Below are 24,779 nucleotides of genomic sequence, written 5' to 3'. Positions count from 1 at the left end.
TCATCCCCGGCCGAAACCGGTTCAGCGTTCGACTTGCATGTGTTAAGCACGCCGCCAGCGTTCGTCCTGAGCCAGGATCAAACTCTCCAACAATGCTGTAAAGTTCGATCGAGACTACTTCTCAATCATTTCTCAAAGGAAACCCCGACGAGGGGGTTTCATATTAAGCTCTACTGGCTTAGTTCACTAGCACACTGTTGAGTTCTCAAGCAACACACCCCGCATCACGCACACCCCCGTGAGGGCGAGCCTGACCGAAGCGGTCATTCCTAGCAGTTTTTGGTGGGACACCCACTCAATCACCCTAGAGGCGAGAGCTTGGTTCGTGTCCCGGCGGCCACCCGGTTTCCCTGGCGACTTGAAGAACTTTACACGCCCTCCCAGGGCCCGAAACAGGGGGGTCCCTTAACTGCGTTCTCGCAGGTCAGAGCCCCTGTTTCGGGCCGAGGGCGGAGATCAGCCCCCGACGCGGACGCCGGCGACCGTGCGCTTGCCCTTGCGGACGACGAGCCAGCGGCCGTGGAGCGCGTCGGAAGAGGCTGGCTTCCACTCCTCGTCGGAGATCTTCACGTTGTTCACGTACGCGCCGCCCTCCTTCACGGTCCGCCGCGCCGCGCCCTTGCTGTCCACCAGTCCCCCGGCGATCAGCAGGTCGACGATCGTGGCGTCGCCGGCCGGCTCAACCTTGCCGTTCGGGACCTCGGCCATCGCCGCGTCGAGCGTCGGCGCGTCCAGCTCGGTCAGTTCGCCGCGGCCGAACAGCGCCTGGCTCGCCGCGATGACCTGGCGCGTCTGGTCCTCGCCGTGCACCAGGTTCGTGAACTCCTCGGCCAGCCGCTTCTGCGCGGCGCGCAGATGCGGACGCTCTTCGGTGTCCTTCGCCAGCGCCTCGATCTCCTCCTGGCCGAGGAAGGTGAACAGGCGCAGGTAGCGGAGCACGTCAGCGTCGCCGACGTTCACGAAGTACTGGTACCAGGCGTACGGCGAGGTCAGCTCCGGATCGAGCCACACGTTGCCGCCGCCGGTGGACTTGCCGAACTTGCGTCCCTCGGCGTCGGTGACCAGCGGCGCGGTCAGCGCGTGCGCGGTACCGCTTTCGACGCGGCGGATCAGGTCGACCCCGCCGACGAGGTTGCCCCACTGGTCGGAGCCGCCGACCTGCAGCTTGCAGCCGTGCTTGCGGTACAGCTCCAGGTAGTCCTGCGACTGCAGCAGCAGGTAGCTGAACTCGGTGTAGGACATGCCGTCGCCCTCGAGCCGCCGTTTGACGGTCTCCCGGTTCAGCATCACGTTCACCGAGAAGTGCTTGCCGACGTCCCGGAGGAATTCCAGCGTGTTCTGCTTCCCGGTCCAGTCGAGGTTGTTCTCGACGATCGCGCCGGTCGGCGAATCGTCGAAGTCCACGAACCGCTCCAGCTGCCCTCGGATCCGCCCGGCCCAGTCGGCGACGACGTCCAGGGTGTTCAGCGTGCGTTCCCCGTTGTCGCGGGGGTCGCCGATCATCCCGGTCGCGCCGCCCGCCAGCACGATCGGCCGGTGCCCGGCGCGCTGGAACCGCTTGAGCATCAGCAGCGGGACGAGGTTGCCGGCGTGCAGGCTGGGCGCGGTCGGGTCGAAGCCGCAATAGAGCGTGAGCGGGCCGTGGTCGAGTTCTCGGCGCAGGGCGTCGATGTCGGTGGATTGCGCGATCAGGCCGCGCCAGGACAACTCGTCAAGGATGTGCTCACTCACACCTGTAGATGATCCCCCACCAGGTCAAACGACTAACCCGCGGGTCGCACCTGCCGGCGTTTCCCGCCGCGGCGGTAGGTCGAGACGGCTGGTGAGCCGTCGACCCAGAACCGCCACGGGGTGTCCATCGCCATCGCGACGCCGACGCGCGGGCCGGTGCGCACGTTGTCCGCGGGCACGCGCTCGCCGACGAGCAAGCGCACCGGCGATTCGGGGTCGGTGAGATCGAGGCCGTTCTGCTCGCGGGCGAGGCCCAGGACCGAGGTGAGGATGGCCGGGCCCTTGGCGAGTTCTCCGTTGCCGCGCGCGTTCGGCCGCCGCTTGCGCACGATGTCCGCTCCCTCGACGACCTCGCCCGCCCGCAGCAGCACCGCGCCCGGCTGCCCGTCCTCGGTGCCGACGACGTTCGCGCAGAAGTGCATGCCGTAGACGAAGTACACGTAGAGGTGCCCGGCCGGGCCCCACATCACCGCGTTGCGCGGGGTTTTCCCCCGGTAGCAATGCGATGCGGGATCGTCGAGCCCGCGGTAGGCCTCGACCTCCACGAGCCGCACCCCGACCCGGCCTTCGGGCCCGTCGGCCTCGAGGACGGCGCCGAGCAGCAGCTGAGCCAGGTCGACCGGGTCCAGTGCCAGTTCTTCGCGCCGGAACAACCGGTCCACACTCGCTCCTCTCGTCGGGCCGCCCGCCTAACCAGCGGCCCGACGACAGATCATTTGAGCCACTGCCGATGCGCCGCGACGCGCTCGACCAGGCGTTCCCGTTGCTCGGCAACGCGGTCCGGAGCGGTGCCGCCGCGAGCGTCGCGCGAACGCACCGAGCCTTCGACTGTGAGGACTTCGCGCACCGCCGGGGTGAGCGCCGGGTTGATGGCCTGGAACTCCTCGTCGGTCAGCTCGTCGAGCCCGGCGCCGCGCGCCTCCGCGACCCGCACGCTCTCCCCCGCCGCCTCGTGCGCGACCCGGAACGGCACGCCCTGGCGCACCAGCCATTCGGCGATGTCGGTGGCCAGCGTGAACCCGGCGGGAGCCAGTTCGGCGAGCCGGTCGGTGTGGAAGGTGAGGGTGGCGAGCATTCCCGCGATCGCCGGGAAGAGCAGTTCCAGCTGTTCGACGGAGTCGAAGACCGGTTCCTTGTCCTCCTGCAGGTCGCGGTTGTACGCGAGCGGCTGCGCCTTGAGCGTGGCGAGCAGGCCGGTGAGGTTGCCGATCAGCCGGCCCGCCTTGCCGCGGGTCAGCTCCGCGACGTCCGGGTTCTTCTTCTGCGGCATGATCGAGCTGCCGGTGGCCCACGCGTCGTCCAGCGTGACGTAGCCGAATTCGGCGGTGTTCCAGATGATCACCTCTTCGGCGATCCGCGACAGGTTCACCGAAAGCATGGCGACGGCGAACGCGAACTCGGCGACGAAATCGCGCGAGGCGGTGCCGTCGATCGAGTTCTCCACGCTGATGTCGAAGCCCAGCTCGGCGGCGACTGCTTCCGGGTCGAGGCCGAGCGACGAACCGGCGAGCGCACCCGAGCCGTACGGCGACTCCGCGGTGCGGGCGTCCCAGTCGCGCAGGCGGGAGACGTCGCGCAGCAGCGACTGGCCGTGGGCCATCAGGTGGTGCGCCAGGAGAACCGGCTGCGCGTGCTGCAGGTGGGTGCGGCCGGGCAGGATCGCGTCCGGGTGCCGGGACGCCTGCGAGACGAGGGCGTCGATCACGTCGAGCGTGCCCGCGACCACCCGGCGCGCGGCGTCGCGCAGCCACATCCGGAACAGGGTCGCGACCTGGTCGTTGCGGGAACGGCCGGCGCGCAGCTTGCCGCCCAGTTCGGCCCCGGCGCGTTCGAGCAGACCGCGTTCGAGGGCGGTGTGCACGTCCTCGTCGGCGACTGTCGGCGTGAACGCGCCGGACTCGACGTCCTGGGCCAGCGTGTCGAGCGCGTCCAGCATCCCGGCCAGCTCCGCTTCGGTGAGCAGACCCGCTTTGCTCAGCACGCGAGCGTGTGCGCGCGATCCGGCGATGTCGTAGGGCGCAAGGCGCCAGTCGAAGTGGGTCGAGGCGCTCAGCGCCGCCATCGCCTCGGCCGGTCCGCTGGCGAACCGGCCGCCCCACAGCTGCACCGGCTGGTCTTTCCCGCTCACGTTCTGCCTCTCTCGTCCGGCGTCTCAGGACGCCTGGGTGCTCGGATGCTGGGTGTTCCCCAGCGGAGTCTGCCCGGTCGCGCGGCGGTCCCGCCGTCCGACCGGGCGAAGCCGCCTCCCGGGGAGGCCGGCGACGGCCGCGCTGCCCGCGTGCAGCACCAGCCGCGCCTCGCCGGACACGCGCTCCTGCGCCCGCCGGACGAACGCGTCCAGCGGCTCGCGCAGCGGCGAGAACCACAACCCGTCGTGGACCAGCTCGGCCCAGCGGCGGTCGACGCCGCGTTTGAACCTCGCCAGGTCGCGGCCGAGGGTGGCCGATTCCAGTTCCTCATGCGCGGCGACCAGCACCGCCGCTCCCGGTGCGTCATAAGCCTCGAACCGGCCGATCCCGTGCGGCCCGGCCCGATGTCCGAGCCGCTGCACCGCTTCGGCGACGCTGACCGTCTCGCCGTCGACCGCGACCGGCACACCCTCTTCGAAGGTGACGACCACCTCGTCCGGCGCGCCGAGGTTCGCCACTGCGTCCTCGGTCCAGCGGTAGCCGTCGTTCGCGGTCCGGCCCCACAAAGTCCGGCTCGTAGACAACTCTTGCCTTCCTCGGACGCCGAGTTCGACGATCTCAAGGTCCGGCGCGAGTACCGCGATCATGCTCGACAACGCGTCTCCGCCGCCGTGCGCGACGGCTGAGGCGTTCCGTTCCCTCGCGGTCGCGACGAGCTGGCTTGCCAGCAGCGGCCGGGCCAGGACCAGCGGGTGCCGGTCGAGAATCAGTGCATTCGCTTGCAGCGCAAGCAAACAGTAGCTGTTCGCGAACTCCTCGCGGACATCCGCGACCACGATCTCAGCGGCCCCGTCGGCCGCCGCCTGCCGCCGGAGCGCGCACAGATCCACGTCGCCTGAACCGAAATCCGCGGCGACCGCGACCACTTCGCCTTGTCCCTTGAGGAGATTCAGCGCGGCTGAGGAGCCGTGCCCGCCCGGACAGGCGAACACGACCCGCCGGGTCACGGCTCGTCCCCTTCCGCCGAACCCTGCGCGAGCGCGGTGAACCGCTCGGCGAGGTCGCGTCCGGTGAGCGGTTCGCGCGCGATGACCGCGACCGTGTCGTCGCCCGCGATGGACCCGACGACCTCTTCCAGCGCGGCCCGGTCGATTGCGCTCGCGAGGAACTGCGCGGCGCCCGGCGGAGTGCGCAGCACGGTGAGGTTGCCCGACGAATCCGCCGACACCAGCAGTTCGGCGAGCAGCCGGGACAGCCGCGAGGTGCCGCCCTGCACGCCGCGGACCGGACTGCCGTCCTCGGGGATGACGTAGACCGGCGCGCCCGAGTCGGCGCCGCGCAGCTTGACCGCGCCGAGTTCGTCGAGGTCGCGCGACAGCGTCGCCTGCGTGACGTCGATTCCCTCGGCCGCCAGCAGCCGCGCCAGCTCCGTCTGGCTGCGGATGGCCATCGTGGACACCAGTTCGGTGATCCGCGCCTGGCGCCCGACCCGGCTGCTGGTCATCGGCCGTTCTGCCCGAACAGCCAGACCAGCAGGGCTTTCTGCGCGTGCAGCCGGTTCTCCGCCTCGTCCCAGACCGCGCTGGCCGGGCCGTCGAGCACCTCGTCGGTGATCTCCCAGCCGCGGTGCGCGGGCAGGCAGTGCAGCACGATCGCCTCGTCGGCGGCGCGCTTCAGCAGCTCGGCGTTGATCTGCAGTGCGCGGAACGGGCCGACCCGGTCGAGGCCGTCGTTCTCCTGCCCCATCGACGTCCAGGTGTCGGTGACCAGCACGTCCGAACCCTCGACGGCCTCGTGCGCGTCGGTGAAAACGGTCGCGCTGCCGCCGGTTTCCCCGCCGCGTTTCTTCGCGTCCAGCATCACCTGCTGGTCGGGCTGGAAACCCTCCGGCGACACGACGCGCACGTTCATCCCGGCAGTGGTGCCGCCGAGCAGCAGCGAATGCGCCATGTTGTTGGCGCCGTCGCCGAGGTAGGTGAGCGTGAGCCCGGCGAGCTTGCCCTTGCGCTCGCGGATGGTCATCAGGTCCGTGAGCACCTGGCACGGGTGGAACTCGTCGGTGAGCGCGTTGACGATCGGGATCGACGCGACCGACGCCATCGAGTCGATGCGCTTCTGCGCGAAGGTGCGCCACACGACGGCGTCCACGTAGCGGGACAGCACGCGCGAGGTGTCCTCGATGGTCTCCTCGCGGCCGAGCTGCATCGAACGGCCGTCGACGATCACCGGATGCCCGCCGAGCTGGCTGATGCCGACCTCGAACGAGAACCGGGTGCGGGTGGAGTTCTTCTCGAAGATCGCGGCCACCGTGGCGCCGGCGAGCGCCTTGGTGCCGAGCGGGTCGGCCTTCAACTGGTCGGCGAGGTCGAGCAGGGCGGCCTGCTCGGCGGGGGTGACGTCGTCGTCGCGGAGGAAGTGGCGAGGCATCAGTCGGATTCCTTCGTGGTGGTGGAGTCGAGCGCGCCAGGGAGGGCGGAGAGGAAGCCGTGCGCCTGCTGCTCGGCGAGCACGAGCGGCGGGGCGAGCCGGATGGTGTCCGGGGCGACCGGGTTGACGAGGTAGCCCGCGTCCTGCGCGGCCTTCGCGACGGCCGCGGAAACCGGTTCCCGCAGGCCGATGCCGAGCAGCAGCCCCGCGCCGCGGACGCCGGAGACGAGCGGGTGGCCGAGCGCCTCGACGCCGGCGGCGATGTCCTTGCCGAGCGCCGAAACGTGGCCGAGCAGGTCGTCCCGGACGATCGTGCGCAGCACGGCCAGCCCGGCCGCGCAGCACACCGGGTTGCCGCCGAAGGTGGTGCCGTGCTGGCCCGGCTTCAGCAGGTCGCCCGCCGCTCCGACGCCGATCACCGCGCCGAGCGGAAGCCCGCCGCCGAGTCCCTTCGCGAGCGTGATGACATCCGGCACGATCCCGGCCTGCTGGAAGCCGAACCAGGTGCCGAGCCGGCCGATCCCGGTCTGCACCTCGTCGAGCACGAGCAGCGCACCGGCGGCCTTGGTGATCTCGCGCGCGGCCTGCAGGTAGCCGTCCGGGGCCGGGATCACCCCGGCTTCGCCGAGCACCGGCTCCAAAAAGACAGCCGCGGTCTCGCCGTCCACGGCGGCCCGCAACGCCTCGACGTCACCGTACGGAACATGCGTGACGCCCGGGACCAGCGGCTCGAACGCCTGGCGCTTCGACGGCTGCCCGGTCAGCGACAGCGCGCCCATCGTGCGGCCGTGGAACGCGCCTTCCGCCGCGACGACCTTGGTGCGGCCGGTGAGGCGGGTGATCTTCAGCGCGGCTTCGTTGGCCTCCGCGCCGGAGTTGACGAACAGGACTTTGCCTTGCCCGTTCAGGCCCGCGACGTCGAGAAGGGTTTCGGCGAGTTCGACCGCGACCGGGTTCACGTACAGATTCGACGTGTGCCCCAGCTTCGAAATCTGTTCGGTGACCGCGCGCACCACCTCGGGGTGGGCGTGGCCGAGCGCGTTCACCGCGATGCCGCCGACCAGGTCGACGTACTCGGCGCCGTCCGCGTCCCACACTCGCACGCCTTCGCCGCGCACCAGCGTCAGGCCGGGGGTGCCGTAGTTGTCCATGACGGCCGACTGCCAGTGCTGCTGACCGTCCGCATTGGACTTGAGGGTAGTCACGCTTGCTCCGTTCCGGAGGGCGCTGCCTCGGGCAGCACCATGGTCCCGATGCCGCGCGAGGTGAAGACCTCGAGCAGCACCGAATGGGCGAGCCTGCCGTCGATGACGTGGGCGCCGCGCACGCCGCCGCGCACCGCGCGCACGCACGCCTCCATCTTCGGGATCATGCCGCTGGCCAGGCCGGGCAGCATACGCTCGAGACGGTCGACGGGGATCCGGTCGATCAGCGACGACCGGTCCGGCCAGTTGGCGTAAAGGCCTTCGACGTCGGTGAGCACGACGAGCTTCTCCGCGCCGAGCGCGGCGGCGAGCGCGCCCGCGGCGGTGTCGGCGTTGACGTTGTGCACCACGCCGTCGATGTCGGGGGCCACGGTGGACACGACCGGGATGCGGCCGGCGTTCACGATGTCCAGCACCGCGTCCGGGTTGACCTCGGCGACCTCGCCGACGAGGCCGATGTCCACCTGCTCACCGTCCACTGTGGCCTGTTTGCGCTCGGCGGTGAACAGCCGCGCGTCCTCGCCGGAGATGCCGACCGCGTACGGGCCGTGCGCGTTGATCAGGCCGACCAGCTCGCGGCTGACCTGCCCGACCAGCACCATCCGCACGATGTCCATGGTCTCCGGCGTCGTGACGCGCAGCCCGCCCTTGAACTCCCCCGGCACGCCGAGCCGGGACAGCATCGCGCTGATCTGCGGGCCGCCGCCGTGCACGACCACCGGGTGCAGGCCGGCCAGCCGCAGGAACACCATGTCCTCGGCGAACGCGGCCTTCAGCTGGTCGTCGATCATGGCGTTGCCGCCGTACTTGACCACGACGGTCGCGCCGTTGAACCGCTGCAGCCACGGCAGCGCTTCGATCAGCACCCCGGCCTTCTCGGCGGCGCTGGCGAGCCGTTCGTCGGCGGAGACGAGCCGCCTTTCGAGATCTGTCATGACGAGTACGCGCTGTTCTCTTCGACATACGCGTGCGAGAGGTCGGTGGTGTAGATCGTGGCCTCGTCCGCGCCGACCCCGAGATCCACGACAACGTCGATGGCCCGCCCGGAGAGGTCTGCCGCCGACCGGTCCTCGGCTGTCGTGCCGTTCGCGAACAACGTAACGCCGTTGATAGCGATCGACACAGTCTCCGGGTCGATCCGCGCCGGTGCGCGGCCCAGTGCCATCGCGATCCGGCCCCAGTTGGGATCGGACCCGAACAACGCGGTCTTGACCAGGTTGTCCTCGGCGATCGTCCGACCCACGACAATCGCGTCGGCCTCGGACGCAGCGCCCTTGACCGTCACGTCGACGTCCTTCGTCGCGCCCTCGGAGTCCGCACGCAACTGCAGTACGAGATCGTGGCTGACCTTGGTGAGCAGCTCGGTCAATTCGGCTTCGGTCGGCTCCACGCCGCTCGCGCCCGAGGCGAGAACGAGCACGGTGTCGTTGGTCGACGTGCCTCCGTCCACGTCCAGCCGATCGAACGTGACATGCGTGGCCGCGCGCAGCGCACGGTCGAGAGTTTCCTTGTCCGCCACGGCATCCGTGGTCAGTACGGAGAGCATCGTCGCCAGGTTCGGCGCGAGCATCCCCGCGCCCTTGGCGAACCCGCCGACGCTCCATCCGGATTCGTGCTGGGCGAACGCCTGCTTCGGCTTCGTGTCGGTGGTCATCACGCCGGTGGCCGCGTTGAGCGCCGCTTCCGGGCTCGCGTCCAGCGCCTTGACCGCACTGTCCACACCGGACAGAACCGCCGGCATCGGCAGCCGCTCGCCGATCAGCCCGGTGGAACACACCGCCACCTCGATCGCCCCGGTGCCGAGCACTTCAGCGGCCTTCTCCGCCGTGGCGTGCGTGTCCTGGAACCCGCCCGGCCCGGTGGCCGCGTTCGCGCCGCCGGAGTTGAGCACGACGGCCTTCAGCTTCTGCTGCTTCAGCACTTCCTGCGACCACAGCACCGGCGCGGCCTTGATGACGTTGCGGGTGAACACCCCCGCCGCGACGTCGAGCGGGCCGTCGTTGACGACCAGCGTGAGGTCGAGCGCTCCGGAGGCTTTGATCCCGGCGGCGACGCCGGCGGCGCGGAAACCCTTCGGTCCGGTGACGGTCACGGTGCCACTCCCACGGTGGAAAGTCCGGTGGCCTCGGGGAAACCGAGCGCCAGGTTCATCGATTGGACGGCACCGCCCGCGGTGCCCTTGGTCAGATTGTCGATCGACGTGACGACGACGAGCCTGCCCGCGTCGGCGTCGATCCCGAGCTGGAGCTGGACGTTGTTCGAGCCGACCGTGGCCGCGGTCGTCGGCCAGGTTCCTTCGGGCAGGATCTGGACGAACGGCTCAGCGCCGTAAGCCTTCTCGTACACCGCGCGCGCCGCGGCTTCGTCGACGTCGCCGACGAGCTGAGCACTCGCCGTCGTGAGAATGCCGCGCGGCATCGGCGCGAGCACCGGAGTGAACGAAACGGTCACCGGCTTGCCCGCCGCAGCGGAGAGGTTCTGCACGAACTCCGGCGTATGCCGATGCGCCCCAGCGACGCCGTACGCGCTCGCGTTGCCCATGACCTCGGACCCGAGCAGGTTCGGCCGGAGGCTCTTGCCCGCACCGGACGTCCCCGTCACCGACACGACGGTGACCGCGGGCTCGATCAGCCCCGCCGCCAGCGCAGGCGCCAGCGCCAGCGACCCGCCGGTCGGGAAACAGCCAGGAACCGCGATCCGCTTGGCGCCCACGAGCTTCTCGCGCGCACCAGGCAGTTCGGGCATTCCGTACGGCCATTGCCCCGCGTGCTCGCCGGAGTACCACCGTCGCCAGTCCGCCGCGTCCGCGAGCCGGTGGTCGGCCCCGAGGTCGACCACGAGCACCTCCGGCCCGAGCTGCGCCGCGATCTCGGCCGAGTGGCCGTGCGGCAGCGCCAGGAACACGACGTCATGGCCCGCGAGCGTCTCCGCGTTCGTCTCGAGCAGCACCCGCCCGGCAAGCGGAACAAGGTGCGGCTGGTGCGCGCCCAGCGCCGTCCCCGCACTGCTCGCCGCCGTGAGCGCGCCGATCTCGACCTCGGGATGGGTCAGGAGCAGGCGCAGCAGTTCGCCGCCCGCGTACCCGCTGGCGCCGGCCACCGCGATCTTCACCGTCATACGAATGATTATGCACGAGCGTGCAAGCTCAAACAAAGAGGGTTTGCTCACCCTGACCGTCCCCTCCCCGGGACTTCCGTGGTTTCCGTACGTTTTTCAGGCGGTTTTCGGTGCCGACGCAGGCTGGGGCAACCTGATCGCCCAGTCCGGTGGCGTTGTTCGCTGCGGCGGGGCTCCCCCTCCCTGTGCCGATGAAGCAGCACCTTGCTCCCGTGCCGCTGGCGAGCAGCGCAGGCGTTGGCTCGACGGCGAACTGTCCGGACGCAGGCAGCGACTCCCCGACGCGGCGTGCAACCACCACCGAATCGCGCAGCCACGCGGAGATTTCGTCGGCACCGACTGGTCGGCCGCACCGGCGCTTCGGCAGCGCTGGCCGTTCGACAGCACGGGCGCTTTGGACGAACACGTCGCTCGGCTAACAGGCGCTTGTGCGGCACCCGCCGGTTGGCAGCACGAGCGCTTCAACGGCAGTTGCCGTTCTGGCAGCGCTGACTGGGCGGGAGCATCGGCTGGCGGGCAGCACGGCCACCTTGGCAGCGCTAGTCGCTCGGGCAACACTGGTCGCTCGGGCAGCGGAAGCATTGGCTGGGGGGGCAGCACAGGCACCTTGGCAGCACTGGCCGGTCGCCGACGCTGGCCGCTCGGCAACGCTGGCCAGTCGGCAGGATTGGCTGATCGGCAGCACGGAAACCTCGGCACCACCAACATTTCGGCAGCAGCGGCCGGTCGGCCGCACCGGCCGGTCGGCCGCACGAGTCAGCCAGCCGCACGGGTCGGTCGGCCACCGGGACCGGCCCAAGCCCGGTTGCCCGTTCCTCAGGTCGTTCCGCCGTCCGAGCTGCCTCCACCCGAGCGGCCTCCGCCCGGCCCACTCGGCCCGCTCAGACGCCCGGACCGTCCAGTCATCCAAGGCCGTCCGGCCACCAGGCCACCCGGCTTCTCCGGACCATCCGGCCACGCGTGCAGTTCAGTCACGCAGACTGTCCGGCCACGCAGTCCGTCCGGCCCGCAAGCCGTTCTGTCCCGCGGATGTCCCGCCACGCGGGTCGTCCGACCGCCCAACCTTCCAGTTCCACCCAACCTCCCGGCTCTGCCCACCTTTCCGCTCCGCCAAGCAATCCGCGCCCAGCGCACAGGCCACCCGTCCGGCGTCCCCACCTCCACTCCGGCGCACAGGCAACGCCACGCCGGGCCCGCCTCGGGACGCGAACCCGGCGGGCACGCGTCAGTCCACTCCCTCCTCCGCTTCGCGAAGACTCGGCGGTGTCGGCAGATGATTGCCCGGATGCTCCGGATCGCAGCCGACCCTGGGCAAACGCGCCCGGATCCCGCCCGGGGTCCGCGCGAAATGCCGCGCCAGCTCGGTCACCGAATCCCCGGCGAGCCAGCGGGCCTCCAGGTCCGCGTCCATCTCGTCGGTCCACGGCCTGCCCTGCTGCGCCGGGCGTCCGCGCGATCTTCGCCGCGAGCCGCCGCCCGCGAAGGTGCGCAGGCTCGTGTCGAGCAGTTCCGCGACGGTCGCCACGGACGTCACGTCGAGTTCGAGTCTGCCTTCGACGACGGGTTCGCCGTCCGGTCGTTCTCCGCCGACCGTGACGGTGACCCGCTCGGGCTCGCCGTCCTCGCTGCGGGTGACGACGGCGACCTGGTACTGGACATCTCCTGACCGGACCTCGGTCCGGTGCTCCTGAATGATCGTCATGGCCGCGAAGGTATCCGCGACCCCCGACAATTTTCGATCACTTAACGCGATCGGGTGACTGCGTTCCGAAATTGTCGGACCCCCGCCGTAGCGTCCCCGGCGACCACGAAAACGACCGAGGGGGATCGGTGGACCAGCGGAAAAGAACAGTGCCCCGGCCTGGCGGACCAGACCGGGGCACCACGAAGATCAGCTCAGAAACGCAGCAAACCGGCAAGAAGGCTGTGCTTCTCCTCCGCCGCGGCCTTCGCCTGGACGTCGGCTTTCTGCTGCGCGCCGGAGGCGACCGGAGACGGAACCGGCTGCGGCACCGCAGCGCACTGCACGTCGGAGCGATCGTCTCGCACCCGCTTCGGCAAGGCACCGGTGGCGAGATAGTCAGCGACCCGGTCGTCCACGCACGAAACTCCGGACAGCGATCCGGCGTGCGTCGTCCCGCCGGGCGCGCTGACGAGGCTCGAACGCGGGTAGCGCTTGCGCACTTCGAGGCTGCCCGAGTACGGCGTGGCCGCGTCGAGTTCCTCGCTGATCAGCAGCGCGCCGTTCGCCTTCGACCCGTCGATGTCAACCGGCTTGCCCGGCTTCGCGGGCCAGTTCAGGCAGGTCGTGTTGTACCAGGTGTTGCTCCAGGTCTCGAAAGGCGCGCGGGTGTGCGTGGCCCAGGCGTCGCGGCTCCAGCGGTCCCAGTCCTGCGACCACTGCGCGTCGGTGCACTGCACCGCGCTGTAGACCGCGTAACCGTTGTCGTCTCCGGGCGCGTTCGACTTGTCGTACAACGCTTTCAGCGTCTGCCAGTCGCCGCGGTGCACCCAGCCGTCGAACGCCTTGGCGATGTCTTCCCAGCCGAACACGTAGTAGCCGGCCTGCAGGAAGACGTCGAGCCACTCGTCGCCGCCGATCACCCCGCCCGCCGGGTCCCGGTCGAGCTTCCGCTGCTGCGCGTACCAGAGCTGCTCGACCGCCGAGCCGGTCTTGCCGAGGTGGTAGACGTTGTCGTACTTCGCGAGCCAGTCGAAGTAGATCTTGATGTTGCGGTCGAAGGCGACGTCCTGGTCCAGGTTGGCGTCGTACCAGACCTTGCGCGGGTCGACGTTCCCGTCGAGCACCATCCGGCGCATCCGGTCCGGGTGCAGCGTGCTGTACACCTGCCCGAGGTAGGTGCCGTAGGAGAAGCCGTAGTAGTTGATCTGCTTCTCGCCCAGCGCCGTGCGGAGGCTTTCCATGTCCTGCGCGACATCAGTGGTCTTGATGTGCTGGAGCAGCGGGCCGTTTTTCGCGCAGGACTCGGCGTAGCCCTTCGTGCGGGCACGCCAGGTGCTCTCCAGCTGCGGCGTCTTCGGCACGTAAGCCGGCCGGGCGTAAGCGAAATAGTCTCCGTCGCACGTGAGAGCCGGTTTGCTCGAGCCGACGCCGCGAGGATCGAAGCCGATCCAGTCGTAGCTGTCCCCCGCGTGCTTGGGCACGTTCCGGCCGAGCACCGAAAGACCGAGGCCGGAACCTCCGGGCCCGCCCGGATTCACCAGCATGACGCCCTGGTACTTCGCGGTCTTGTGCTTCACCCGGGAGACAGCGATCTGCACCGTCTGGCCCGACGGCCGCGCGTAGTCCATCGGGACCGCCAGGAATCCGCATCCGGCACCGGCCTTCGCGAGACTCGGCGCGGAACACGGTCCCCACTTGATCGGCGGGGGCGCATAGCCCGGCCCCTCGGGTTGCCCCGCGGTGGCGGCAGGTGCGACAGCCAGCGTTCCGGCCGCGACAGCGGCGGCGGCCAGTGCGGTGACGATTTTCCTCACGGTGGTCCTTTGCGTCCGACAGCAACCCGGGCTCGTCGAAGCTACCGGCTGCGCGGCAGAATCTCGTTTCCCGACACGAGCCGCGCTGTCCCCCGATCGTCGGGATCCGAGACGACGGAGGTGGCCCACGGTGGATGCGGGCGAAGCGTTGATCGCGGCGGTGCGCACCGGGCTTGCCGAGCTGGCCGACCCGGTCAAAGCACCGGAAATGCAGGCGTACATGAAGTCGGCGATGCCGTTTCGCGGAGTGCCGAAACCGCCGCGCGGCAAGCTTATGAAGACCGTTCTCGCCGAGCATGTTCTGCCCGATCGAGTGACGTTCGCCGAGACCGTGCTCGCGTTGTGGCGGGAGGCGGAGTACCGCGAGGAGCGGTACGCGGCGATCGATCTTTCCGGGCATCGCGCCTATCGGCGGTGGCAGGACCCGGAATTGCTGGAGATGTACGACGAGCTGATCGTCACCGGGGCGTGGTGGGACTACGTCGACGAGGTCGCGATCCGCCGCGTCGGGCCGATCCTGCGCGAGCATCGGGCGGCGGTCACGCCGGTTCTGCGGCGCTGGATGACAGACGCTGATCGCTGGCGCCGGCGGACAGCGGTGATCTGCCAGGTCAGCGCGAAGGACGAGGTGGACCAGAAGCTGCTCGCCGACGCGATCGAGGCGAACCTCGGCGACCGGGATTTCTTTCTGCGCAAGGGAATCGGCTGGGCGCTGCGGGATCACGCCCGCGTCGAGCCGGAGTGGGTCCGCGCGTTCGTCCGGGCGCACCCGGGGCTGTCCCCGCTGTCCGTCCGGGAGGCGATGAAGCACCTCGGCTGAAGCGAACCGTTGACAGGAAAAGAAAGGAGGGTGCCATGACACCAGCGCTCCCCCGCCCCGGCTGACCGGCCGGTGGCCGGAGCGCGGGGCGGGGACAGCGTCGGATCAGGCGCGGAGCGTCGCTCCGAAGCGCTCGCCGGCGGCGGCGACCGCGGCGTCGCGGGCCTTGGTGGCCTCGTCGACGGTCAGGGTTCGGTCCGCGGCGCGGAAGCGGAGCTTGTACGCCAGGGAACGCTTGCCTTCGCCGAGTTGCTCGCCGGTGTAGACGTCGAAGAGGGTGATCTCCTCGAGCAGTTCGCCGGCGCCTTCGCGGAGCACGTCGGCGAGGTCGGCGGACGGGACGTCCGTGCCGGCGACCAGGGCGACGTCCAGCAGCACCGGCGGGTAGGCCGAGATGCTGGGAGCCGGACGGGAGTCGGGCAGCGGGATCGCGTCCAGGTCGAGTTCCATGGCGACCGTGCGCGGCGGCAGGCCGAGGGCTTCGACGACCTTCGGGTGCAGTTCGCCCGCGTGGCCGACCGGCCAGTCGCCCACGCGCAGCTGGGCGCAGCGGCCCGGGTGCCACGGCAGGAGATCCGCGGCCTGCACGGTGAGCTGCACGCCGGCGGCCTCCGCCACGAGGCGCGCGGCCTGCACGGCGTCGGCCCAGCCGGCCTGGTCGCCCTTGCCCCACCAGCCGGCGCGCGGGCGCTGGCCGCTGAGGACGACGGCGACGTGCACCGGCTGCGCGGGCACGGCTGCCTCCAGCACGGCGAGGTCCTCGTCGCTCGGGCGGTGCTCGACGCCGAGATCCGGGACCTTGAGCTGGTTCGGCTTCGGCAGCACGACCTGGCCGACGTGGAACAGCGACACGTCCTTCAGGCCGCGGGAAACGTTGCGCTGCAACGTCTCCAGCAGGCCCGGCAGAAGGGTGGTCGCCATCCGGTCGTGGTCGGCTTCGAGCGGGTTCTGCACGCGCACCGTGGTGCGGCGGATGTCGTCCTCGGGCAGGCCGAAGGCGTCCCACGCCGCGTCGCCGATGAACGGGAACGGGCGCACCTCGACGTAGCCCGCCTCGGCGAGCGCGCCGGACACCGCGCGGCGGCGGCGCTGCACGTCGGTGAGGCCGCGGCCCGCGGGCGCGGCGGGCAGGACCGACGGGATGCTGTCGTAGCCCTCGAGCCGCAGGACCTCCTCCACGAGGTCGGCGGGCTGCACGAGGTCGCCGCGCCAGCTCGGCGGGGTCGCGGTGACCAGGCCGACGCCCTGGTCGCTCGTGCTGAGCTGGACCTTGCAGCCGATCTGGCCGAGCCGCCGCACCGTGACGCCGCGTTCGTAGCGCACGCCGGCGACCTGGTCGGGCAGGTTGATCGGCATGGTGACCGGGGCGTGCGGAGCGACGCCGCCGACGTCGGTGCGGCCCGGGCGGATCGCGCCCTCGCCGTACTGGCGCAGCAGCCGCGCGGCGAGTTCCACCGCGGCGGCGCACAGCGCCGGGTCGGTGTAGCGCTCGAAGCGTTTCGCCGCCTCGGAGAACAGCTTGTGCCGGCGCGCGGTGCGGCTGATCGACGCCGGGTTCCAGTGCGCCGCCTCGAGCAGCACGTCGGTGCTCTCCGGCGTGATCTCCGTGCTGGCGCCGCCCATCGTGCCGGCCAGCGAGATGACCCCGCTGTCGTCGGCGATCACGATGTCGTCCGCGTCGAGGGTGCGTTCCACGTCGTCGAGCGTGGTGAGCTTCTCCCCCGCCTTCGCGCGCCGGACCACCAATTCGCCCTGGATGGAGCCGGTGGCGAACGCGTGCAGCGGGTGGCCGAGTTCGAGCATCACGTAGTTGGTGACGTCGACCGCGAGCGAAATGGACCGGATGCCAGCCAGCATCAGCCGGCGGCGGATGCGCCACGGCGTCGGCGCGGTCGCGTCGAGACCGGTGACGCGGCGCAGCACGAACCGCGGGCAGCCTTCGGGGTCCTCGACCCGCACCGGCCACGCTTCGCCCTCGGCCTCCGGGAAGTTGTCGAGCATCGCCGGGTCGCCGAACGGCACGTCGAGCGCGTTCGACAGCTCGCGGGCCAGGCCGCGGATCGACAGCGCGTAGCCGCGGTCCGGGGTCGGCGTGACCTCGATGACCGTGTCGTCGAGGCCGAGCAGGTCCTTCGCGTCGTCGCCCGGGCTCGCCGTGCCCGGCGGGAGCACGAGGATGCCGCTGTGGTCGTCGCCGAGGCCGAGTTCGGCCGCTGAGCAGATCATGCCGTCGCTGACCTTGCCGTAGGTCTTGCGCGCGGCGATCTCGAAATCGCCCGGCAGGACCACGCCCGGCAGCGCGACCACGACGAGGTCGCCCTCGGCGAAGTTGCTCGCGCCGCAGACGATGCCGCGCGTCTTGATGCCGTGCGGGCCCTCGTTCTCGAGCGGGCCGTCGTCCTCGTCTTCGTCCTCTTCGGACAGTTCCGCGTCGTCGGGCTCCGGGTCGGGTTCCTCGCCGACCTCGACGCGGCAGTACCGCACCGGCTTCTTGAAGCCGGTCAGCTCCTCGATCTCCGCGACGCGGCCGACCACGAGCGGGCCGGTCACCGGGCCGAGCTCGCTCAGCTCGTCGACCTCGATCCCGATCCGCACGAAGGCGTCGGCCAGGTCCTGCGGCGTGACCTCGGCATCCACTTCGAGATGCTCGGTCAGCCAGCTCACCGGAACTCGCACTACGCCTCCGTTCCGAAGGGAAGGGTGAACCGGACGTCGCCTTCGACCATGTCGCGCATGTCCGGGATGCCGTTGCGGAACTGCAGGGTCCGCTCGATGCCCATGCCGAACGCGAAGCCGGAGTAGACCTCCGGGTCGACGCCGCAGGCACGCAGCACGTTCGGGTTGACCATGCCGCAGCCGCCCCATTCGACCCAGCCGGGGCCGCCCTTCTTCTCCTCGAACCAGACGTCGACCTCCGCCGACGGCTCGGTGAACGGGAAGAAGTGCGGGCGCAGCCGCGTCTTGGAGCTCTCGCCGAACATCGCGCGGGCGAACGCGTCGAGCGTGCCCTTGAGATGCGCCATGGTGAGGCCCTTGTCGACGGCGAGGCCTTCGACCTGGGTGAACACCGGCGTGTGCGTGGAGTCGAGTTCGTCGGTGCGGTAGGTGCGGCCCGGGCACACGACGTACACCGGCAGGTCGCGGTGCAGCAGGCTGCGGGCCTGCACCGGCGAGGTGTGCGTGCGCAGCACCAGGCCGGAGCCTTCCTCCCCGACGTAGAACGTGTCCTGCAGCTGGCGCGCCGGGTGGTCCTTGCCGAAGTTCAGCGCGTCGAAGTTGAACCACTCCGCCTCGAGCTCCGGCCCTTCGGCGACCTCGTAGCCCATCGCGACGAAAACGTCGGCGATGCGCTCGGACAGCGTGCTGATCGGGTGCCGGGCGCCGCGCGGGACCTGGTCCCACGGCAGGGTGACGTCGACGGCCTCCTCGCGGAGCACGCGCTCGTCGCGCTCGGCCTGCAACGCCGCGCGCCGCGCGTCGAACGCGGACTGCACCGCCTGGCGGGCCTCGTTGACGCGCTTGCCGGCGTCGGCCTTCTCCTGCTTCGGCAGCGCGGCGATCTCCCGGCGCGCGAGCAGCACCGGCGACTGGTCACCGAGATGGGCCGGTTTGACTGCGGCGAGCGCGTCCAGGTCGGCCGCGCCGGCGAAGGCGTCCTCGGCCGCCTTGATCGCCGCGCGCAGGGTCTCCGGTGCGAGCACGTCGACCGGCTGTTCTGTGGCTCCGGACATGACTCCTCGGCGTCCGCTGGGACGGGTGTTGTCGGCGACACGCGGGCATGCCGCCGCACGTGCACATCGGGCAGCTCAGTCTAGGGGATCGGGCGCCGGGCCCGGCCGCTCACCCTCCGCTTCCGGAGCGGCCGCGCCGGATCCGCCCCGTGATCACGACCGACCGTCGCCGCGGACCCGAACGGAGGTCAGCGAATCAGGTGAGGAGCGTCCCTCGACCGGTGCGCCGCGGACCCTTGCCCGGGCGGCGAAAGAGCGGGCTTCGGGACAGCGGGAAACGACCGGCCGGGCGGAGTCTCGCGGTGATGCGGTCAGAGCGCCGCGGGATCGAGGGCCACGTTGCGCGGCTTTGGTCGGGCTGGCGGCCGAAGGTAGATGGCGATGCGATCGGGCGCGGCGGCAAAACTCGGCCAGGTCGCTTGCGAGGGGCTCGGCTGGGTGCCGTTCGAGGACCGCGTGCTCTGCCGCGCGCAGGAATGCGCAAGGGCTCATGCCGGGCGAAGAGACAGCACGCACTCACCGGGATGCCGCGCGCACGAACCCGCAGTGACGCACGTCAAGTGAACAGGCAGCACGTACCCGCCGGGACGTCGCAGACGCAGGAATGAGGAAGGTTCATGCCGGGCGAAAGGGCAGCACGCACTCGCTGGGATGCCGCGCACGCAGAATCCCGCGGAGCACGTCGAGCGAACAGGCAGCACGTACCCACCGGGGACGCTGCGGACGCAGGAATGCGCAAGGCTCATGCCAGCCGAAGAGGCAGCACGCACTCGCCGGGACGACGCGCACGCAGGAACCCGCAGTGGCGCATGCCGAGTGAACAGGCAGCGCGCACTCGCCGGATACGCACACGCACCAAAGCGCGGTGGCCACGCCGGGCGAAGGGGCACCACGTGCCTGCCGGAATACGGCGCACGCGATCGCGCATGCCAGGCAAGCGAACCAGCCCCGACGGCACCCGGCGCGCAGCCGAGCTGGCCAGTTGACCGGGAGGGAGCGCTATCAGCGCATACCTAACGAACAGACCTATGGCGGCATCACCCGTTGTGAGCGACCGACGAGCGCCGAAACGATCAGCGGTGCGATCCGGGCAAGTAAGCCAGTCGCGACGTTCGCCGGGCGCAGCTGGCGCGGCCAGCCGACGCGTGGTGAATTCCCTTGAGTGGCCACAGGCGGCTTGCAGAGGAATACGCAGCCCTCGGCGAGTCAAAGGCGGACGGCGCGCGTCACTTGGCAGAGAAGGTCGTCTTCCATGACGAGGAATACGCGCAACAGCGGGAGTCGCGCGGACCGTGTGCGAGGGCATGGCGTCGTCAGCCGCGTAGTGGCAAGCGATCCTCGACGTGCCCGCGCCGGAGGAGACAGCACAGTCAACGCCGTGCGGCCATCGCCGCCGTATAGACGCAGACTGCGGCGGCGGTCGCGAGATTGAGACTCTCCGCCTTGCCGTACAACGGGATCCGAACAGCTTCGTCGACCGCGTCGAGGACCTCCGAAGGAAGGCCGTGGGCTTCGTTGCCGAAGATCCACGCCACCGGGTCTCCGAAGTGGACGGTCTCCAGCGAGGTCGAGGCGTAACCGTGCGCGGCCAGTGTCCGGAGACCGGCCGAACGGAGCGCGGTCAGGACCGACGGGATGTCGCGGGCGCGGGCGAGCGGGACGTGGAACGTCGATCCCGCTGCGGCGCGGACGCTTTTCCCGTTGTGCGGGTCGACAGTGTCTCCGGCGAGGATTACCGCGTCGGCACCGGCGGCGTCGGCTACGCGGATCACCGTGCCCGCGTTGCCGGGTTCGGCGACGTCCACCAGGACCACTACCAGCCGGGCCGAGGCCAGGACCGTCTCCAGTGGACGGTCGACCAGCGAGCAGACCGCGATGATTCCTTGCGGCGTCACGGTTTCCGACAGGCTCGCGGCCGCGCGTTCGGTGATCGGCGACACGCGGGAGGCGGCCGCCACCAAAGACGGGTGCGCGGCGGCGGCGCGTTCGGTGACGAACAGCTCGTGCACCGTCCCGTGGGAAAGCGCCGACGTGACCGCGTTGACCCCTTCGGCCAGGAAACGGCCGGTTTTTTCTCGTTCCGCGCGCCGGGTCAGCTTGCGCGCAGCAACGACCCGGGGGGTCCGTTCGGTGAACGGATCCGCCCCGGGCCGGAAAATGCTGCCGGTCAGGCCGACTTCGCTTCGCCGGTCGTGACGTTCGCCTTGGCGAGCTCGGCGAGCGCGGTGAAGGCGGCCGCGTCGTTGACCGCGAGGTCCGCGAGGATCTTGCGGTCCACCTCGACACCGGCGGCCTTCAGGCCCTGGATGAACCGGTTGTAGGTGACGCCGTTGGCGCGAGCGGCCGCGTTGATGCGGGTGATCCACAGCTGGCGGAAGTCACCCTTGCGCGCGCGGCGGTCGCGGTAGGCGTAGTTGAGCGAGTGGAGCGTCTGCTCCTTGGCCTTGCGGTACAGCCGCGAACGCTGGCCGCGGTAACCGCTGGCCAGTTCGAGAGTCGCGCGACGCTTCTTCTGGGCGTTGACCGCCCGCTTGACGCGTGCCACTGGTCCATCCTGTCGAATTCGGGGGGTGCGAGGACCCCGGGGTGGTCGGGAAAGTGTGCGGGCCTCAGCGGCCGAGCAGGCGCTTCACGCGGCCGACGTCGTTCTGGGCGACCTCGGTGGTGCCCTCGAGACGGCGGGTGAGGCGGTTGGACTTCTTCTCCATCAGGTGGCGGCGGCCGGCCTTCTGGCGACGCAGCTTGCCCGAACCGGTGATGCGGACCCGCTTCGACGTGCCCTTGTGCGTCTTCATCTTCGGCATGGTTGTTCGTCCTCTTCCGTGCGGCGGCACACCGGAGAACCCGGTGTGCCGCTGACTGTGCTGGTCGGCGCCGTGGCGCGCTACGCCTCGGGAGCCGGTTCGGCCTTGGCGGCCTTCGGCTTCACGTTCTTGTGCGGGGCCAGCACCATGATCATGTTGCGTCCGTCCTGCTTCGGCGACGATTCCACGAAGCCGAGCTCGGTGACGTCGTCGGCGAGCTTCTGCAGGAGCCGGAAACCGAGCTCCGGCCGGGACTGCTCGCGACCGCGGAACATGATCGTGACCTTGACCTTGTTGCCCGCCGCCAGGAACCGCGACACGTGACCCTTCTTGGTCTCGTAGTCGTGCTGGTCGATCTTCGGCCGCAGCTTCTGTTCCTTGATGACGGTCAGATGCTGGTTGCGCCGGGAGTCGCGGGCTTTCTGCGCGCTCTCGTACTTGAACTTGCCGAAGTCCATGAGCTTGGCCACGGGCGGGCGGGCCTGCGGGGCCACCTCGACGAGGTCGAGGTCCGCCTCCTGGGCGAGCCGCAGCGCATCCTCGATCCGGACGATGCCGACCTGCTCGCCGTTAGGGCCGACGAGCCGGACTTCCGGCACCCGGATGCGGTCGTTGATGCGTGTCTCGGAGCTGATGGGGCCTCCTTGGTCCGAGTGATGTTTTCTCGTTTCGACCTGGTGCCCACATGACTCAGGCCCCGCCTCCGGCTGCTGCCGGTGCACGGGGCCCGCTCTGTCTCCGATCGCGCCCGGCCAGAGGGCCGAACGCTTCGCCTCCGCAGGTACAGTGCCGGACGGCACGCACTGCTTCGGCGAGACCGGACCCGGACACCTGAAGCGGTGAGACGGGTGGGAGCGGGGCTCCACTTGCCGCCCCCGATCGCTCGGGAGCTGGTCGCACATGGAAGGGTACCAGACGTGCCTGAACAACCTTCGTCACCGCCCCCGTATTCCCCCGACGACCGCGGGCTCGAGGAGATCCCCAGCGTCGAGGTCATCAGCCGCGCCGCGGTGATGCTGCTGTCCGCGGGAGCCGAACGCCTCGGCCTCGCCGACGCCGACCCGGAGAACTCGCCGCACCGCGACCTCGACGAGGCGCGCCGCCTCATCACCGCGCTCGCCGGGCTCGTGACCGCCTCCGCCGAGTACCTCGGCCTGCACGCCGGGCCGTTGCGCGACGGCCTGCAGTCGCTGCAGAAGGCGTTCCGCGAGGCGTCGGTCGTGCCGGACCCGCCGGGCCAGGGGCCGGGCGAGAAGTACACCGGACCGGTCTACTGAGCCGGGAAGCTCTTTCCGAAGTCGTCCGAAGACCCGCCTCGCGGCATCGCCAGGCGGGTCTTCGCCGTTCCGGGCAGCGATGCCGTTCCGGGGACCCAGAGCAGCTGGATCCGCGGAAGCGCCAGCACCCAAGCGACGCACCCTCTTTCACGCGGAGCGCGACCATCCCGCAGCCACCGTCCCGCAACGCTCCCGGCGCGCATGCCGCCCGAAGCAGAGCCGCACGACACGGCCGACCGCGCCGCCTCTGACGCAGCACTGCCCAGCACCCACGCACTCAGCAGCGGGGCCTCGCCGCTCCGGGCCATTGCCTCCGCCACCCGCTCACATCTAACATGTTAGATGTGAGTGCACTCCCCAAGGTCTCCCGGCCGCTGCTGCGCGACGAGGCGTACGAGCGCATCCGGCACGCCATCATCGACGGCAGCCTCCCGCCGGGCACTCCCCTGCGCGACGCCGACCTCGCCGGGCAGCTCGGGCTTTCCCGCGCCCCGGTCCGGCAGGCGCTGCTGCGGCTGGCCGAGGACCGGCTGGTCGTCTCGAAGCCGCAGAGCTACACGAGGGTCGCCGAGTTCGTCGCCGACGACGTCCGCGACGCGGTCCGGCTCGTCCGCGCGCTGCACGAGCTGGCCGTGCGCGAAGCGCTCCCCCGGCTCGACGAGCGGCAGATCGCGGAAATGCGCGAAGCCAACGAGCGGTTCCGCGCGGCCGTTGCCGGAGGGGACGTCGGGAAGGCGATCGAGGCGGACGACGAACTGCACGACATTCCGGTGGCCGCGTGCGGCAACCGGGCGGTCGCGGCGACGCTCGACCGGTACACGCCATTGCTGCGCCGTCTCGAATACGCCCGGTTCAGCTCGCTGCCCGCGCATCGCTCGGTCGCCCGGCACGAAGAGCTGATCGCCGCGTTCGAAGCCCGCGACGAGGCGGCCGCCGCGCAGCTCACTTCCACGATTTGGACCGACCTCGAAGCACTTCTGGAGGACGCGTGAGCCTGGCTGATTTCCCCCGTTTCCCGTTGCTCGTCGGGCCTTCGCCGGTGCACCGGCTGGACCGGCTCAGCGAACACCTCGGCGGCGCGGCCGTCTGGGCCAAGCGCGAGGACCTCAACTCCGGCCTCGCCTACGGCGGCAACAAGACGCGCAAACTGGAGTACCTCGTCGCCGACGCGCTCGCCGAGGGCGCGGACACGCTCGTCTCGATCGGCGGCGTGCAGTCGAACCACACGCGGCAGGTCGCGGCCGCGGCGGCGCGGGCCGGGATGAAAGCCGTGCTGGTGCAGGAAAGCTGGGTCGAGTGGGCCGATCCGCTGCACGACAAGGTCGGCAACATCCAGCTGTCGCGGATCCTCGGCGCGGACGTCCGGCTCGTCGAGGCCGGGTTCGGCATCGGCTTCAAGGAAAGCTGGGAGCGGGCGCTGGCGGAGGTCGAGGCGAACGGCGGCACGCCGTACGCGATCCCGGCCGGGGCCTCGGATCATCGCCTCGGCGGGCTCGGTTTCGCGAACTGGGTGCTGGAGCTGGAGGAGCAGGAACGCGAACTCGGCGTTTTCTTCGACACCGTCGTGGTTTGCTCGGTGACCGGCAGCACGCAGGCGGGGATGATGGCCGGAGCGGCGGCGAGCGGGAAGCCGCGGCGGATCCTGGGGATCGACGCGTCGGCGAAGCCCGGCGAGACGCGCGAGCAGATCGGCCGGATCGCGAAAAGCACTGCGGAACTCATCGACGTCGGACTCACCGAGGACGTGATCCTCGACGAGCGTTATCACGCTGGGGTCTACGGCATTCCGGACGATCGGACGCTCGACGCGATCCGGACTGCCGCGCGGCTGGAGGGCATGATCACGGATCCGGTGTACGAGGGGAAGTCGATGGCCGGGCTGATCGATCTCGTGCGCACCGGCGAAATCGCGAAGGATGCGAATGTGCTGTACGTGCATCTCGGCGGGCAGCCCGCGATCAACGCGTACACGAGCGTGCTCGGCTGACCTGGCTGTCCGTGAAGGGGAACATTATGGTAAAATATTAACGAAAGGATAAC

General features: G+C 70.3%; 22 protein-coding genes and 1 rRNA gene. 4 read left to right on the top strand and 19 right to left on the bottom strand.

The features are described from left to right. The 13 genes from ACWGIC_RS38490 to ACWGIC_RS38430 form a co-directional block, all read right to left on the bottom strand. Window positions 1-93 (bottom strand): 16S ribosomal RNA (locus ACWGIC_RS38490); the annotation flags it as partial. Between the two features lie 363 nt (window positions 94-456). Beyond that, a complete protein-coding gene (tyrS, locus tag ACWGIC_RS38485) occupies window positions 457-1,731 on the bottom strand; it encodes a tyrosine--tRNA ligase (protein ID WP_452080874.1) in 1,275 nt (424 codons plus the stop codon). Window positions 1,732-1,763: 32 nt separating this feature from the next. Further along, entirely contained in the window at window positions 1,764-2,393 is a 630-nt protein-coding gene (locus ACWGIC_RS38480) for a DNA-3-methyladenine glycosylase (RefSeq protein WP_452080873.1), read from the bottom strand. A 50-nt stretch (window positions 2,394-2,443) separates the two neighbouring features. Further along, entirely contained in the window at window positions 2,444-3,859 is a 1,416-nt protein-coding gene (gene argH, locus ACWGIC_RS38475) for an argininosuccinate lyase (protein ID WP_452080872.1), read from the bottom strand. Window positions 3,860-3,883: 24 nt separating this feature from the next. Continuing rightward, entirely contained in the window at window positions 3,884-4,867 is a 984-nt protein-coding gene (locus tag ACWGIC_RS38470) for an argininosuccinate synthase domain-containing protein (protein ID WP_452080871.1), read from the bottom strand. Continuing rightward, on the bottom strand, window positions 4,864-5,364 hold the full coding sequence (locus ACWGIC_RS38465; RefSeq protein WP_116204179.1) for an arginine repressor: 501 nt from the start codon (window positions 5,362-5,364) through the stop codon (window positions 4,864-4,866). Before ACWGIC_RS38465 ends, ACWGIC_RS38470 begins: the two co-directional genes overlap by 4 nt. Continuing rightward, window positions 5,361-6,287 carry an ornithine carbamoyltransferase gene (gene argF, locus ACWGIC_RS38460; protein ID WP_452080870.1) on the bottom strand — a complete coding sequence of 309 codons (927 nt, stop codon included), beginning with the start codon at window positions 6,285-6,287 and terminating at the stop codon, window positions 5,361-5,363. The genes ACWGIC_RS38465 and argF overlap by 4 nt, the downstream gene beginning before the upstream one ends. Further along, on the bottom strand, window positions 6,287-7,492 hold the full coding sequence (locus tag ACWGIC_RS38455) for an acetylornithine transaminase (protein ID WP_452080869.1): 1,206 nt from the start codon (window positions 7,490-7,492) through the stop codon (window positions 6,287-6,289). The genes argF and ACWGIC_RS38455 overlap by 1 nt, the downstream gene beginning before the upstream one ends. Then, window positions 7,489-8,427 (bottom strand): acetylglutamate kinase, encoded by a 939-nt coding sequence (argB, locus tag ACWGIC_RS38450; protein WP_452080868.1) that lies wholly within the window; start codon window positions 8,425-8,427, stop codon window positions 7,489-7,491. Before argB ends, ACWGIC_RS38455 begins: the two co-directional genes overlap by 4 nt. Beyond that, a complete protein-coding gene (argJ, locus tag ACWGIC_RS38445; RefSeq protein WP_452080867.1) occupies window positions 8,424-9,584 on the bottom strand; it encodes a bifunctional glutamate N-acetyltransferase/amino-acid acetyltransferase ArgJ in 1,161 nt (386 codons plus the stop codon). The genes argB and argJ overlap by 4 nt, the downstream gene beginning before the upstream one ends. Next, entirely contained in the window at window positions 9,581-10,609 is a 1,029-nt protein-coding gene (gene argC / locus ACWGIC_RS38440; RefSeq protein WP_452080866.1) for an N-acetyl-gamma-glutamyl-phosphate reductase, read from the bottom strand. The genes argJ and argC overlap by 4 nt, the downstream gene beginning before the upstream one ends. A gap of 1,225 nt (window positions 10,610-11,834) precedes the next feature. After that, window positions 11,835-12,311, bottom strand: coding sequence for a helix-turn-helix domain containing protein (locus ACWGIC_RS38435; RefSeq protein WP_451997277.1), 477 nt, complete (start codon window positions 12,309-12,311; stop codon window positions 11,835-11,837). 194 nt (window positions 12,312-12,505) lie between these two features. Continuing rightward, window positions 12,506-14,107, bottom strand: coding sequence for an alpha/beta hydrolase (locus ACWGIC_RS38430; RefSeq protein ID WP_452080865.1), 1,602 nt, complete (start codon window positions 14,105-14,107; stop codon window positions 12,506-12,508). Window positions 14,108-14,237: 130 nt separating this feature from the next. Between ACWGIC_RS38430 and ACWGIC_RS38425 the strand changes: the two genes are divergently transcribed. Beyond that, the gene (locus ACWGIC_RS38425; protein WP_452080864.1) at window positions 14,238-14,927 is read left to right on the top strand and encodes a DNA alkylation repair protein; all 690 of its coding nucleotides are present in this window, start codon (window positions 14,238-14,240) and stop codon (window positions 14,925-14,927) included. 105 nt (window positions 14,928-15,032) lie between these two features. On the opposite strand, the gene pheT is transcribed toward ACWGIC_RS38425, so the two are convergent. From pheT to infC, 6 genes are all read right to left on the bottom strand, one after another. Further along, window positions 15,033-17,603: a phenylalanine--tRNA ligase subunit beta gene (gene pheT / locus ACWGIC_RS38420; RefSeq protein ID WP_452080863.1), complete on the bottom strand. Its 2,571-nt coding sequence runs from the start codon at window positions 17,601-17,603 to the stop codon at window positions 15,033-15,035. Further along, window positions 17,603-18,658: a phenylalanine--tRNA ligase subunit alpha gene (pheS, locus tag ACWGIC_RS38415; protein WP_009079609.1), complete on the bottom strand. Its 1,056-nt coding sequence runs from the start codon at window positions 18,656-18,658 to the stop codon at window positions 17,603-17,605. Before pheS ends, pheT begins: the two co-directional genes overlap by 1 nt. 1,370 nt (window positions 18,659-20,028) lie before the next feature. Further along, window positions 20,029-20,817, bottom strand: coding sequence for a TrmH family RNA methyltransferase (locus ACWGIC_RS38410; RefSeq protein WP_452080875.1), 789 nt, complete (start codon window positions 20,815-20,817; stop codon window positions 20,029-20,031). 8 nt (window positions 20,818-20,825) lie between these two features. Further along, window positions 20,826-21,203 (bottom strand): 50S ribosomal protein L20, encoded by a 378-nt coding sequence (gene rplT / locus ACWGIC_RS38405; protein WP_009079612.1) that lies wholly within the window; start codon window positions 21,201-21,203, stop codon window positions 20,826-20,828. A 64-nt stretch (window positions 21,204-21,267) separates the two neighbouring features. Beyond that, window positions 21,268-21,462 (bottom strand): 50S ribosomal protein L35, encoded by a 195-nt coding sequence (gene rpmI / locus ACWGIC_RS38400; protein ID WP_452080862.1) that lies wholly within the window; start codon window positions 21,460-21,462, stop codon window positions 21,268-21,270. 80 nt (window positions 21,463-21,542) lie between these two features. Next, window positions 21,543-22,097, bottom strand: a complete 555-nt coding sequence (gene infC, locus ACWGIC_RS38395; protein WP_078561145.1) for a translation initiation factor IF-3 — start codon at window positions 22,095-22,097, stop codon at window positions 21,543-21,545. Between the two features lie 282 nt (window positions 22,098-22,379). On the opposite strand from infC, the gene ACWGIC_RS38390 reads away from it, so the two are divergent. The 3 genes from ACWGIC_RS38390 to ACWGIC_RS38380 all read left to right on the top strand — a co-directional run bounded on the left by ACWGIC_RS38390 (window position 22,380) and on the right by ACWGIC_RS38380 (window position 24,726). Then, on the top strand, window positions 22,380-22,739 hold the full coding sequence (locus tag ACWGIC_RS38390) for a DUF1844 domain-containing protein (protein ID WP_452080861.1): 360 nt from the start codon (window positions 22,380-22,382) through the stop codon (window positions 22,737-22,739). A 344-nt stretch (window positions 22,740-23,083) separates the two neighbouring features. Beyond that, window positions 23,084-23,731 carry a GntR family transcriptional regulator gene (locus ACWGIC_RS38385; protein ID WP_452080860.1) on the top strand — a complete coding sequence of 216 codons (648 nt, stop codon included), beginning with the start codon at window positions 23,084-23,086 and terminating at the stop codon, window positions 23,729-23,731. After that, complete coding sequence (locus tag ACWGIC_RS38380; RefSeq protein WP_452080859.1) at window positions 23,728-24,726, top strand: 1-aminocyclopropane-1-carboxylate deaminase; 999 nt, start codon at window positions 23,728-23,730, stop codon at window positions 24,724-24,726. Before ACWGIC_RS38385 ends, ACWGIC_RS38380 begins: the two co-directional genes overlap by 4 nt. The last annotated feature ends 53 nt before the right edge of the window (window positions 24,727-24,779 follow it).

The sequence above is a fragment of the Amycolatopsis sp. NPDC054798 genome (genome assembly GCF_053611505.1).
The sequence above is the reverse complement of the archived record's forward strand: the minus strand, read 5'-3'. Positions and strand labels throughout refer to the sequence as shown.